The sequence below is a fragment of the Bradyrhizobium sp. 147 genome (assembly GCF_023073935.1).
GTDB lineage: Bacteria > Pseudomonadota > Alphaproteobacteria > Rhizobiales > Xanthobacteraceae > Bradyrhizobium.
Genome location: NZ_JADPKL010000025.1, coordinates 75,560 through 88,582, shown reverse-complemented (window position 1 = coordinate 88,582; position 13,023 = coordinate 75,560). Strand labels below are relative to the sequence as shown.

General features: G+C 61.2%; 12 protein-coding genes and 1 pseudogene. 8 read left to right on the top strand and 5 right to left on the bottom strand.

Annotated elements, in window-relative coordinates; translation table 11 throughout:
- Positions 1-801: 801 nt before the first annotated feature.
- Complete coding sequence (locus tag IVA87_RS07345; protein ID WP_247333135.1) at positions 802-1,128, bottom strand: GcrA family cell cycle regulator; 327 nt, start codon at positions 1,126-1,128, stop codon at positions 802-804.
- 557 nt (positions 1,129-1,685) lie between these two features.
- On the opposite strand from IVA87_RS07345, the gene IVA87_RS07340 reads away from it, so the two are divergent.
- Positions 1,686-2,921, top strand: a complete 1,236-nt coding sequence (locus tag IVA87_RS07340; protein WP_247333276.1) for a cytochrome P450 — start codon at positions 1,686-1,688, stop codon at positions 2,919-2,921.
- Positions 2,922-3,442: 521 nt separating this feature from the next.
- The gene (locus tag IVA87_RS07335) at positions 3,443-3,991 is read left to right on the top strand and encodes an EAL domain-containing protein (protein WP_346658342.1); all 549 of its coding nucleotides are present in this window, start codon (positions 3,443-3,445) and stop codon (positions 3,989-3,991) included.
- A 456-nt stretch (positions 3,992-4,447) separates the two neighbouring features.
- On the opposite strand, the gene IVA87_RS07330 is transcribed toward IVA87_RS07335, so the two are convergent.
- From IVA87_RS07330 to fixL, 4 genes are all read right to left on the bottom strand, one after another.
- Positions 4,448-5,146, bottom strand: coding sequence for a helix-turn-helix domain-containing protein (locus tag IVA87_RS07330; protein WP_247333133.1), 699 nt, complete (start codon positions 5,144-5,146; stop codon positions 4,448-4,450).
- 103 nt (positions 5,147-5,249) lie between these two features.
- On the bottom strand, positions 5,250-5,669 hold the full coding sequence (locus tag IVA87_RS07325; protein WP_247278990.1) for a response regulator: 420 nt from the start codon (positions 5,667-5,669) through the stop codon (positions 5,250-5,252).
- A gap of 44 nt (positions 5,670-5,713) precedes the next feature.
- Positions 5,714-6,331, bottom strand: a complete 618-nt coding sequence (gene fixJ / locus IVA87_RS07320; RefSeq protein WP_247333131.1) for a response regulator FixJ — start codon at positions 6,329-6,331, stop codon at positions 5,714-5,716.
- A 3-nt stretch (positions 6,332-6,334) separates the two neighbouring features.
- Positions 6,335-7,852, bottom strand: a complete 1,518-nt coding sequence (gene fixL / locus IVA87_RS07315) for a sensor protein FixL (protein ID WP_247333129.1) — start codon at positions 7,850-7,852, stop codon at positions 6,335-6,337.
- Positions 7,853-8,040: 188 nt separating this feature from the next.
- Here fixL and IVA87_RS07310 point away from each other — a divergent pair.
- The 6 genes and pseudogenes from IVA87_RS07310 to ccoP all read left to right on the top strand — a co-directional run bounded on the left by IVA87_RS07310 (position 8,041) and on the right by ccoP (position 12,999).
- Positions 8,041-8,924 (top strand): annotated as a pseudogene (locus tag IVA87_RS07310) (universal stress protein).
- Positions 8,908-9,333, top strand: a complete 426-nt coding sequence (locus IVA87_RS07305; RefSeq protein ID WP_247302481.1) for a CBS domain-containing protein — start codon at positions 8,908-8,910, stop codon at positions 9,331-9,333. Before IVA87_RS07310 ends, IVA87_RS07305 begins: the two are co-directional and overlap by 17 nt.
- Positions 9,334-9,544: 211 nt before the next feature.
- Entirely contained in the window at positions 9,545-11,194 is a 1,650-nt protein-coding gene (gene ccoN / locus IVA87_RS07300; RefSeq protein WP_247333127.1) for a cytochrome-c oxidase, cbb3-type subunit I, read from the top strand.
- A gap of 10 nt (positions 11,195-11,204) precedes the next feature.
- Positions 11,205-11,939 (top strand): cytochrome-c oxidase, cbb3-type subunit II, encoded by a 735-nt coding sequence (ccoO, locus tag IVA87_RS07295; RefSeq protein ID WP_247333124.1) that lies wholly within the window; start codon positions 11,205-11,207, stop codon positions 11,937-11,939.
- A 13-nt stretch (positions 11,940-11,952) separates the two neighbouring features.
- Positions 11,953-12,117 (top strand): cbb3-type cytochrome c oxidase subunit 3, encoded by a 165-nt coding sequence (locus IVA87_RS07290; RefSeq protein WP_247278982.1) that lies wholly within the window; start codon positions 11,953-11,955, stop codon positions 12,115-12,117.
- A 6-nt stretch (positions 12,118-12,123) separates the two neighbouring features.
- On the top strand, positions 12,124-12,999 hold the full coding sequence (gene ccoP / locus IVA87_RS07285) for a cytochrome-c oxidase, cbb3-type subunit III (protein ID WP_247333122.1): 876 nt from the start codon (positions 12,124-12,126) through the stop codon (positions 12,997-12,999).
- Positions 13,000-13,023 lie beyond the last annotated feature (24 nt).

Here is a 13,023-nt window from a genome sequence, read left to right as displayed (position 1 = left end):
CGATCAAAATTGATACGTCGCCTCGCAATCTTCATCAACTTACAAGGTTTGGTAGTTGACTTCTGCCTGGCGTATTCCCCATCCACCCAGGGATCCTGCGCCGCCTCGGGGACATCCCGGTACATAGTCGAACTTCACCAATGCGAGGATCGTCGGTGTCGCGCGGCGCCACGGCTGTTGGCGTGAGTGTGTTCTCGCAGTTGGTATGGAAAAAGTAATGAGCCGGGTAGGCGAGCGAGAAGTGATCGATGCAATTGAACAGCCGTTTCAGACTTGCCACCGGTTTTGCACAGATCGTCAAGGCACCTATGGTGGGTGGTGGTCGTCTTCGCGTGTCTGGGCACTGCAGGAGTCTATTTTTGACCGACGTCAGACAATATGTCGAGAGCTCGGCGGTCCGTGAAGTTGCTCCAAGGCTGAGCTTGTCACCGACGCCGGGGCGGTACCTGTCGGAGGTTCCATCGGGACAGGCTCACGGTCAAGCGGCTTCACCCGAGCTCGCGTCCTCGTCGGGCACGGAGTGTGCAGAAACTTCCAAACACGGCGCAACCAGGACGTCGGGCCCCGAAGACGCATAGCCGAAAACGAGGCTCAAGAACCAGAACGCATTCTTCTTCTAATTCAGTGCATCCAGCCTCTTGAGATTGGATGACTTGACCTACGATCGAGCCTCCGCCGCGAACATTCTACTCGACGCCACTGTTCGTCCCATAGCCACAAAGCGCGCAAACCAACAAGCAAATCGTCCGGATGGACCAAGTACGGCGCATAGCCCGGGAGATCGCGGCGCGCCTGATAGTTCTACGCGGTATTCCTGACTGCCTCAGCTAGCATCGCGTAAAGCTGCCGCTTGCTCATTTCCTGAGGCTGGCTATCTAGCGCCTTTTGCGACAGCTTCTTTCCGACGCAATCGCGACCAGCCGCCATCGCCGTCGGCCCTCGCTTCGGGGCGGGTCTAATCTTGGGTTTTGCTGTTGGTGGCTTGTGACCTCGAGTGAGGCCCAACCGAGCTAGCCTGCCGCAAACTGCGTTGCGACTGCACTCGAGATGACGCGCGATCTGCGCGGCACTCCGTCCCGCGGCCCAGAGCTTTTCCAGCTGTGCCAATTCTCTTTTATTCCAGCGCATGGACGCTACTTTAGTGCCAGTTGTGACGTCAGGTTAGTTTACTCTTCGTCCGGCTCGCGCACGATCGCCGGTTTGGTCTCCTGTTCATTCATTCTACGAAAGCCCGCATCGCGAGTGAAGGAAACGAGTGTCCTTGGCAAACCGCGCTCTCTTCTTAGTCCCTACCGTGATTAGGGTCCCATCTGCTCGCGCAATATAAGTAGTCGAGTGGCAACCGGGCGTGCCGCTGGGTGCCATCGCGGCGAGTGCTTGCGCCTGATGTTGACTACCACAAAAGCGAGTTCGCGCGCCTCCCCAATCTTGATAGGGGAGCTTCGCTCGCCTTTCCACTATTCTTTATCGACGGGGGCCGAACCAAGTTCCCAAGTAACTTCGGCCGTAAGGTAATTTCAGAGTTCTGACGATTGTGCGAGCTCTCGCGAAGCCGAGCCATGGACATGCGTCACACATTGTTACTGTAGGGCCCAGCTCGTTGTGTTTCGACCGAGCTTCCATGCGAGTGCAAATAGCGCATGAGCCGAGCTTTCAAAATTGCCGCCAATGTCCGCGAGACAATCATGACAGACTTATCGGCAGAGAACGCTTGCGAGGAGGCTGACATCCCGCTGAGCCGCCTTGATGTAAGCGAGCCCAAGCGCTTTGAAGATGATACCGTTTGGTCTTGTTTCGAGCGGCTGAGAAGGGAAGATCCCGTCCATTATTGCGAAGACAGCCCGTACGGTCCATATTGGTCGATAACGAAATACCGCGACATCGTAGCCGTGGATTCAAATCACACAATATTCTCGTCAGAGCGAAGCGTCACAATTGTGGACCCGCCGCAGAAGTATTGGAGTCCCAGTTTTATTAAGATGAGTCCTCCTGTCCATGCTCAGCAGCGTAAGACTGTCAGTCCGATCGCGGCATCGGAGAACCTGGCGAAGCTTGAAGGCTTGATCCGCTCGCGGGTTCAGAAGATCTTGGACGGTTTGCCGCGCAATGATACCTTCAACTGGGTCGATAGAGTCTCCATCGAGACGACCCAAATGCTGGCCACGCTGTTCGACTTTCCATTTCAAGATCGACGGCTGCTGACCTACTGGTCGGACGTAGCCGCCTTGAGTCCACAAATGGGCCACCAGATCGACAGCTGGGAAAAGCGAAAGGCGGTGCTGTCCGAGTGCTTGGACTATTTCACACGGCTTTGGAGCGAACGGGCAAAATCCGAGCCGCGCGCTGACCTAATCTCTATGATGGCGCATTCACCGGCGACCCGAAACATGGAGCCATGTGAGTTCCTGGGCAACCTCATTCTGCTGATTGTTGGAGGTAACGATACTACGCGCAACTCAATTACGGGTGGCGTCTTGTTCATGAGTCAAAATCCGTCCCAACTGCGAAAACTCCGCGATGATGCTTCGCTAATGCCGGGGGCGGTATCCGAGATTATACGATACCAAACGCCTATCGCGCATATGCGCCGGACCGCTGTGGACGATTTCACGATAGGGCACAAGCAAATCAGGCGAGGCGATAAAGTTGTGATGTGGTACATCTCTGGCAACCGAGACGACGACGCTATTGCTAGCCCCAACAGCTTCATCATCGATCGAGAACATGTACGGCAACATCTCTCTTTTGGCTTTGGGATTCATCGTTGCATGGGTAGGCATCTTGCAGAGCTGCAGCTGAAAGTCCTGTGGCAGGAGATGCTGAAGCGATCTCTGGAGGTAAAGGTGGTCGGCGAACCGGAGCGAGTTCAATCCAATTTTGTGCACGGTTATTCCGCACTGCCGGTGCAGATTCCAGGTTAGTCTCGGTTGCGAGCGACATTCAACACTGGTTATATCGTGCAGAACCAGTTAGGACCTCGTGGAGACCAGTTGTCTCGGTAAGTTCACCGGGGTTGCCTTGCGGGCTTCTGGGTGTTTTGACGATTGCCGGCAGGGCCACAGCGTCGCTATCCCGCCGAAGACCTGGCCGGGCGGTTGCGATATTCATCGCGCCACCCCCTGGTGCCACCTCCGACGGCCTCGCTTTCTGTGTCCTGGTTGTGCTCCGCCGAGCGGCCCTCTCGCCTTGTTCTGGGCGAAACGGTCGCTCGCGTTCACCTTGGAGGGATGGTGAGCGGATCGGCTCTCTCCGAGAAGCCCCAAGTGGCGGACCGATCCGTAATGGCTTTGTTTCCATGGGCGATCGCCTGCCGGAACTTTCCGCCCCGGTCGCTTGGCTTCAAAAAGCGCGTCCCACCCGACAGTTCTGTCATGCGATATCCCCTCGACATGCCTGAGCGGGCAAGGCCTTTTTGGCGGTAGGCTGATCGCGCTTAAGCGGCGTGAGCGGCGCTCTGAGGCTGTTCGATGCCCAGATTGACGACCGGGTGCTGATGGAAGCTTGCCGTGAGGCCGCGTCGTGGAACCGACTCTTGAGGATCGCCGTCAACGTCTCGGCCGCGCAATTCCGCAGGGAGAACCTCGATGCGCAAGTCCGAAAGGCGCTGGGCGAAAGCGGGCTGTCGCTGGCCGGCCTCGAGCTCGAGATCACCGAAGGCGTGCTGATCGAGGATGTCTTGCGCGCGAAGAAGACGATGCAATCGCTCAAGAGCCTCGGCATCCTGATCGCGCTGGACGACTTCGGGACCGGGTATTCCTCGTTGTCCTACCATCGAGGCCTTCCCTCTCGACCGGATCAAGATCTATCGGGCATCCGTTGCCTCGCTTGGACAGAACGAGCGATCGTTGGCCATCGTTCGCGCTGTCATCGGCTCGCTCAGGGTCTTGGCGTGCCGGTGCTTGCTGAAGGGATCGAAACGAAGGTCCAAATGTCGCTCCTTGTCCAGGAGGGCTCTGATGAGATGCAAGGCTACTTGATCGGACGCCCGTAGCGTCTTGCGGCGGAAAGTCGGTCCAAGCCGAGGGTCCCATCTGTCGTCCAGTCGGCCTCATAGGGGAGATTGCGGCGGGCTCGACAAAGTTGTCTTCAGGATTCGGCATTGAAGGACCCGGACTGAGATCCAGACCAGCGTCACTGGTGCGAGAGCTGCCAGCAGGCCCAGTACCGCGAAAATCAGGATGATCTAGAGGACGTCAACATCCGCGCCGCATTCGCCTGCGCGCACCGTAACGTCAGGCCGGCTGCTAGGCCACAACCTGATGGGAGAGGTCGAACCGGTTTGGTCGTTTTGGGCTTCAACTCCGCCGGAGCAGTTGGCACACGTTTTGGCAACTCTGATCCTCTTGGCCGGAAACGCAGCCCGCGGCTTGATTGCGGCAAGAAAGGCCCACCAAAATGCGTTCGGCGGGCCAAGTCGGAGAGGAGAAACGCGGCCGGGTGAAAGCGATCAGGCATCGAGATTGTGCAGGCGCTGGCGGTTGCGCAGTACGATCTGGCGGGCGCCGGAGAAGCCGAGTATGCGCTTTGCGTGAAGCTGCGAGAGCGCGCGCGACACGGTCTCGAGCGTGAGGCCGAGATAGTCGCCGATATCGCGCCGACACATCGGCAGTGCCATCATGCCGGCGACGGCGAGGCGGCGATCCATTTCGAGCAGGAAGGTTGCAACACGCTCCATCGCCGTCTTGCGCCCCAGCAGCAACATGTGATCTTCGGCGTGACGCAGCTCGCCCGCCGTCATGACCCAGAGCTTGCGCGCGACCTGTACGTCGGTGCTGGCGGACCTTTCGAGGCTGGCTCGCTCCACGAGGCGTACGCTGGTAGCGATAATCGCTTCGGCCGCAAGGCGATGCGTCTGGCCGGGTTCGAGGCCGAACACGTCACCGGGAAGATGGAACGCGCCGATCTGACGGCGGCCGTCGGAGAGCAGCTTGTAGCTGCGCACCGCGCCGGAGACGACCTGATAGACATATTCGGCGGGCTCATCCCCGCCATAGATCTCCTCGTCCTTGCGATAAGAGAACTCGGTGGCAACGAGGCCGGCATGTCCGGCGATCGCGCCGAATTGTTCGGAAACGGAACGCGCGGGAGCGATCTTACCGCCGGTTTGCGTCTTAATCGCCTGGGTCTTGAGCGTCTGGGTCAGCATCTGCGCCATCTCCGTTGTGATGGTGCATTGGTACGCGGGATCGCGCGATCCGGAAATTTCGAGCGATATCTTAAGGAGGTTTACCTACGGAGAATCCCGTAGGTCAGTGGCCGCGCCTGTCCTGGATGGCGTGGCGGATGCATTTCGCCAGGTTTTCATCGAGGAGCGGCTTCAAAATCACGTCCGTGATCCCTGCCGCCGCTGCCTTTACCGAGATATTTCCGTCGGGATAGCCGGTGATCAGGATCACGGGCCTGTCGGCGTCGGATTGGCGCAGCCGCCAGGCCAACTCGATGCCATTGATGTCAGGCATCTTGTAGTCGATCACGTAGCAGTCCGCGCCGGGCGGGGTCGTCGCATTGAGCAGCGCCGGAGCGCTCCTGAAGGTCCGCACGGCAAAGCCCTCGGTTTCCAGCAGGAAGCGCAGGGATCCCAGCACAGCGGCATCGTCGTCGACCACGTAGACGGTGGGCTTTGCCGATGCGCCTGGGGGCCGCTGATGGGGCGAGCCGATCTCGATCATGCCTGCGTGGCTACCACAGGCCCGCACACGTGCCTTGACCTGCCTCAATCCTTCAGCATGCCGGCGCGCATCGCCAGCCGGACCAGTTCCGAGAGGCTGTTGGCCTGCATCTTGGTCATCACATTGGCCCGGTAGACCTCGATCGTGCGCGGGCTGATGTCGTATTCGCGGGCGATCAGCTTATTGGAGAGACCTGCGATCAGCCCCTCCATGATCTGGTGCTCGCGCGGGCTCAACGAGGCCACACGGGCGGCCATATCCTGCGCGATAGCCTCGTTCTTGGCGACCGGTTCGGCCCGGCGGATCGCGGCCTCGATCATGGTGACGAGGCGGTCGTCCTCGAACGGCTTTTCCAGGAAGTCGACCGCACCAAGCTTCATCGCTTCGACTGCGAGCGGCACGTCGCCGTGACCGGTCATGATCACGATCGGGAACGGACTGTGCTGCGCCTTCATGCACTTGAGAAGCTCGATTCCGTCAACGCCCGGCATGCGGATGTCCGAGACCACGCAGCCGAAGGCGAGGCCGGGCAGGCCGCCGAGGAAGCCTTGCGCATTGTCGAATAGGGTGACGCCGAAGCCGCAGGAATCCAGCAGGAAGTTCAGCGAGTCCCGCATCGCCTCGTCGTCGTCGATGACGTAGACATGTCCCTTGGTTGTCATGAATCAGTTCTCGTCGGCTGCCGGGAGGGTGAAGCGGAATGTTGCGCCACCCGATGCGTTGCTCTCGGCCCACATGCGGCCGCCGTGAGCCTCGATGATGGAGCGGCTGATGGACAGTCCCACGCCCATGCCGGTCTCCTTGGTGGTGAAGAAGGTTTGAAACAGGTTTGAAATGACGTCGCCCTGGAAGCCGGACCCGCTGTCGGACACCTCCACTTCGATCACATCATCGGCGATGCGGCTGTTGCCAATAACGAGCTCGCGCCGCGGCGACTGCGCCATCGCTTCCAGCGCATTGCGAAACAGATTGACCAGGACTTGCTGGATCTGCACCCGGTCGGCGAGGACGAGATCGGCGTCCGGATCGAGATTGAAGCGGAGCTGCACGTTCTGCTCGCGGGCGCCGGCAAGCCCAAGCGCGCCGGCTTCCTCGATCAGCTTGGACAGGCTCTCGACCCGCTTCTCGGACTCGCCGCGAGACACGAAGTCGCGTAAGCGCCGGATGATCTGGCCGGCGCGCAACGCCTGTTCGGCGGCGCGGTCCAGCGCGCTTTCGATCTTCCGTGTGTTCGGATCGCTGCTGCCGGCGAGCAGCCGTCGTGAGCCCTTCATATAATTGCTGATCGCCGCCAGCGGCTGGTTGAGCTCGTGGGCGAGCGCAGAGGCCATCTCGCCCATCGCGGTCAGCCGCGAGACATGGACGAGCTCGGACTGCAATTCCTGGAGCCGCGCCTGGGTCTGTTGATGCTCGGTGAGGTCGCGGATGAATCCGGTGAAATAAGGCTCGGCGCCCGACTGCATCTCGCCGATCGCCAGATGCATCGGAAAGGTGATTCCGTCGCGGCGCTTGCCTGTCACGATACGCCCGATGCCGATGATATGCGGATCTCCGGTGGTGCGGTAGCGCGCGATGTAGCCGTCGTGGCGGGTGCAGTCGGGCTCAGGCATCAGGATGCTGACGTTCTGGCCGATGGCCTCCTGCTCGGGCCAGCCGAACAGGCGCTCGGCCGCCGTGCTGAAGAGCTGGATGATGCCGTGGCCGTCGATGACGATCATTGCATCGGGAATGGTCTGGAGGATCGACTGGAGGTGAGTCTCGCGGGTGCGCAGTGCCTCCTCAACCTGTTTCTCCTCGTTGACGTCGAGAAAGATGCCGCTGAGATGGCGGGCGGCACCGGCGTCGTCCCGGATGAGACCTGCCCGGGCGCGAATCCAGCGCCCCAGGCCTGAGGCATTGGCAACTCTGAAGGATACGTCGAAGCCGCCGCCGTGGTCGACGACATGCTCGATCGCGCTCTCCAGGCGCGCGCGGTCCGCGGGACCGAGGCGCGAGAGAAGGAGTTCATAGCTCGCCGGTTGATTCCGTTCGATGCCGAGCAGCATTCTCGCGGTTTCCGACCACTCCAGCTCGCGCATCCTGAGATCGAGATCCCAGGTGCCGACGCCAAAGCCTTCGATCCGGACGCCGAAATGCTCGCCGCGAGCGTCCTCTGGCGGATGCGTTACGCGGCTCAGCGACAAGCTATTGCTCCCATTCTCCCGCGGAGGGGTCCCGTGGCGGCAATTTCGCCCAAGGCCGGACCGGAGGCAAGTTCGGATGTCTGATCGGCGGATTTCTCCCAACTGGGCGCCGAAAATTGATCTACCTCATCCTGCCTTGCGTCGGCGCGGCTAGATTTCCACAGCAACGTACTGCCCGGAGGCTCCCGATGACATATCCGACCGTGGTGGTCAGCCTGGCGCTCGATCAGCCCAACGAGGCACGTCTTCAGGTCGCGGGCGAACTCGCCGAGCGGTTCGAGGCGACCATTGTCGGCGTTGCCGCGGCGCAGTTCGCTCCGCCGCTCTATTTCGCAGATGGCGCCGAGGCCCTAGGCTGATCGATCGGGAGCAGGCTTCCGTCAGGAACGCCTTGCCGAGCTGGAGGCGCAATCCGCGCCGCGACGAAGGCGCGCGGCGGACACTCGGAATGGCGCAGCGCCCTGGATTTTCCCAGGCGGTTTGTCCTGGCGCAGGTGCGGTGCGCCGACATCGTCGTCAGCGGCGGATATAGCCCGCTTTCTCCGATGCCTTTTCGCTTGCAAGCCTGAAGGATCTGGTAATGCAGGCTGGCCGGCCGCTCCTGATGATAACCGACGGAGTCAACTGGCTCGATGTGCGTAGCGTGCTCATAGTCTGGAAGGACACGCCCGAGGCACGGCGGGCGGTTGTCGATGCATTGCCGAGGCTGCGCAACGCGAAGGACATAACCATCGTCGAGCTTTCGGAATACGCTGGCGACGGCTCGGCCGCGATGGGGCGCGTCACGGACGTTGCCACATGGCTCGCTCGCCACGGCCTCGCTGCGATCGCGCGCATCCCGGAAGCCGCGAGAAACCAAACCGCCGCCGCGCAATTAGAGAAGATCGCCTATAACATCGGCGCCGGCTTGATCGTCGCCGGCGCCTACGGTCATTCGCGCTTCCGCGAGCTGATCCTCGGCGGCGCCACGCATCATCTGATGACGCAATCGGCCCGCTGCATGTTCCTGTCGCACCGACGGCCGGCGAACCCAGACCAATCCAGGAGGACGCGCCGTGTACAAGTCTCTTGAACAGACCGTCGGCGGCTACATGACACGCAACGTACGGACGGCTCAGTGCGATCTCGACCTGCTCGAACTCAGCGAGATGTTCGAGCGCGACGATTTCAACTCCTATCCAGTCGAGGATGACGGGCAGGTGGTCGGCATCGTCACCAAATTCGACATCCTGAAGTGTTTCGCCTTCACGCCGAGCCAGATGCTGCCGCGCTATCCCGACCTGATGAGCCGCAAGATCGGCGACGTCATGACGCCCGAGTTCATCTATGTCAGCCCCGACACAACGCTGACGCGCGTGCTCCAGATCATGGTCGAGCATCGCATCAGGAGCATCATCGTGCTCGACGGCGCAAGGAAGCTGGTCGGCATCATCGCCCGCGAGGACGTCATCGCGGCGCTCAAGGCGACGGCGCGGTACTGACGAAACTGCCTTGATTCCCGCGATTTCAAGCTCCGTGATCTCCCGGAGGCAATGCTTCGCGGTGTGCGCCGTGCCGTGCGCAAGCAATTGATACTACTCCCTGATCCGCATCGGTCTCACGTCAACGGAAATCCAGCTAGCTTGATTTCAATCAATTCCCCGCGAGGGCGGATGTGGTTTCTGGCGGCGTGTTCTTTCAGAGAGAATCCGCATGAGCCAGCCCGCCCTCTCCAAATCCATGACGTCAGGTGAAAGCGGCCTGGCTGTCGTGTTCGCAATCACCGCCTTCTTGTGCGTGATCGCCTCGGCCAAGGCGCTCGACGCGCCCTTCGCCTTCCACGCTGCGCTCAGCGCGGCGGCGAGCCTGGCGGCGGTGTTCTGCATAATCAACCGGTACTTCGATCGCCCGGCGGCATTGCCGCCGGCGGAGATCAACGGCCGCCCCAACTACAACATGGGCCCGATCAAGTTTTCCTCCTTCATGGCGATGTTCTGGGGCATCGCAGGCTTCCTCGTCGGCCTGATCATCGCCTCGCAACTGGCCTGGCCGGCGCTGAACTTCGATCTGCCCTGGACCAGCTTCGGCCGTCTGCGTCCTCTGCACACCTCCGCGGTGATCTTCGCCTTCGGCGGCAACGTGCTGATCGCGACGTCCTTCTACGTCGTCCAGAAGAGCTGCCGCGTGCGCTTGGCCGGCGACCTCGCGCCCTGGTTCGTCGTGATCGGCTACAATTTCTTCATCCTGACCGCCGGCACCGGCTATCTGCTCGGCGTCACCCAGTCGAAGGAATATGCCGAGCCGGAATGGTACGCCGATCTCTGGCTGACGATTGTGTGGGTAGCCTATCTGCTCGTCTTCCTTGCCACCATCATCAAGCGCAAGGAACCGCACATCTTCGTCGCAAACTGGTTCTATCTCGCCTTCATCGTGACGATCGCGGTCCTGCATCTCGGCAACAATCCGGCCCTCCCGGTCTCGGTGTTCGGCTCCAAATCCTACGTCGCCTGGGGCGGCATCCAGGACGCCATGTTCCAGTGGTGGTACGGCCATAACGCGGTCGGCTTCTTCCTGACCGCCGGCTTCCTCGCCATCATGTACTACTTCATCCCGAAGCGCGCCGAGCGGCCGATCTATTCCTATCGGCTGTCGATCATCCACTTCTGGGCGCTGATCTTCCTCTATATCTGGGCCGGTCCGCATCATCTGCACTATACGGCGCTGCCGGACTGGACGCAGACGCTGGGCATGACCTTCTCGATCATGCTGTGGATGCCCTCCTGGGGCGGCATGATCAACGGCCTTATGACGCTGTCGGGCGCCTGGGACAAGCTGCGCACCGACCCTGTGCTGCGCATGCTCGTCGTCTCCGTCGCCTTCTACGGCATGTCGACCTTCGAAGGCCCGATGATGTCGATCAAGGTGGTCAACTCGCTCAGCCACTACACCGACTGGACCATCGGTCACGTGCATTCCGGCGCGCTCGGCTGGGTCGGCTTCGTCTCCTTCGGCGCGCTCTACTGCCTGGTGCCGTGGGTCTGGAATCGCAAGGGCCTCTACAGCCTGAAGCTCGTCAACTGGCACTTCTGGATCGCAACCCTCGGCATCGTTCTCTACATCTCGGCGATGTGGGTGTCGGGCATCCTCCAGGGTCTGATGTGGCGCGCCTACACCTCGCTCGGCTTCCTCGAATATTCCTTCATTGAGACGGTCGAGGCGATGCATCCCTTCTACATCATCCGCGCCGCCGGCGGCGCCCTGTTCCTGATCGGCGCGATGATCATGGCCTACAATCTCTGGATGACGGTTCGCGTCGGCGAAGCGGAAGTCCAGAGGCCCGTCGCTCTTCAGCCGGCGGAATGAGGAGTTTTCCATGTCGTTCTGGACACGCCATCAAGTCTTCGAAAAGAACTCGATCATCCTGATCGTCGGCATCCTGCTGGTGATCGCGATCGGCGGTCTCGTCGAGATCACGCCGCTGTTCTACCTCAAGAGCACGATCGAGGCGGTCGACGGTGTCAGGCCCTATACGCCACTGGAGCTCGCAGGCCGCAACGTCTACGTCCGCGAAGGCTGTTATCTCTGCCACTCGCAGATGATCCGCCCCCTGCGCGACGAGGTCGAGCGCTACGGCCACTTCTCGCTCGCCGCCGAGAGCATGTTCGACCACCCGTTCCAGTGGGGCTCCAAGCGCACCGGTCCCGATCTTGCCCGCGTCGGCGCCAAATATTCCGACGACTGGCACGTCACCCATCTCACCAACCCGCGCGCGATCGTGCCGCAGTCGGTGATGCCGGGCTATCCGTTCCTCAGTCAGACGGAGGTCGATCCCGACATGATCGCCGACCACATGCGTACGCTGAGAACCGTCGGGGTGCCCTACACCGACGATCAGATCGCGAGCGCCGGCGCCGATATGAAGGCCCAGGCCGATCCGGACAATTCCGGCAGCGATGCCTTCAGCAAGCGCTACGCCAAGGCCGTCGTGCGCAATTTCGACGGCAAGACCGGCACGCCGACCGAGATGGACGCGCTGATCGCATATTTGCAGATGCTCGGCACGCTGGTCGACTTCAAGATCTACAACGAGAAAGCCAATTTTCGCTGAGAAGGCATCAACGATGAAAGCCATCCTGACACTCGACAATCTTGCGTCCGGTCTCGTGACCACGATCTGGACGCCGGTCTTCATCGCGATCTTTCTCGCGATCATCGCCTACGCATTTTGGCCTCGCAACAAGCCCGCTTTCGACGAAGCGGCACACCTGCCGTTGCGGGAGGAGTGAGAGATCATGACCGATCATCATAGCGACATCGATTCCGTCACCGGCAGGTCCACGACCGGGCACGAGTGGGACGGCATCAAGGAGCTCAACACGCCGCTGCCGCGCTGGTGGGTAGTCACCTTCTACCTCACCATCGTCTGGGCGATCGGCTACTGGCTCGTCTATCCGGCCTGGCCGCTGATCTCCAGCAACACCACGGGCATGTTCGGATTCTCGTCCCGCGCCGACGTCGCAGTCGAGCTCGCCAATCTCGAGAAGATCCGCGGCGACAAGATGGTGGCGCTCGGCGCGGCCTCACTCGCCGACATCGAAAAGGATCCGGCCTTGCTGGCGCTTGCCCGCGCCAAGGGGAAAACCGTGTTCGGCGACAATTGCGCACCGTGTCACGGCAGCGGCGGCGCCGGCGCGAAAGGCTATCCGAACCTGAACGACGACGACTGGCTGTGGGGCGGCACGCTCGACCAGATCATGCAGACCATCCAGTTCGGCGCGCGTTCCGGTCACGCCAAGGCGCATGAGGGCCAAATGCTCGCCTTCGGCAAGGACGGCGTGCTGAAGGGCGACGAGATCGTCACCGTCGCCAATTACGTGCGGTCGGTATCGGGCTTGTCGACCCGCAAGGGCTACGACGCGGCGAAGGGCGAAAAGATCTTCGCGGAGAATTGCGTCGCCTGCCATGGCGACGGCGGAAAGGGCAACCCCGAGATGGGCGCGCCGAATCTCACCGACAAGATCTGGCTCTATGGCTCGGACGAGGCGAGCCTGATCGAAACCATCAGCCTGGGCCGCGGCGGCGTCATGCCGGCCTGGGAGGGGCGGCTCGATCCGGCCACCATCAAGGCCATGGCGGTCTATGTCCACTCGCTGGGCGGTGGAAAATAGCCCATTGACGGAAGACGGGGGCGA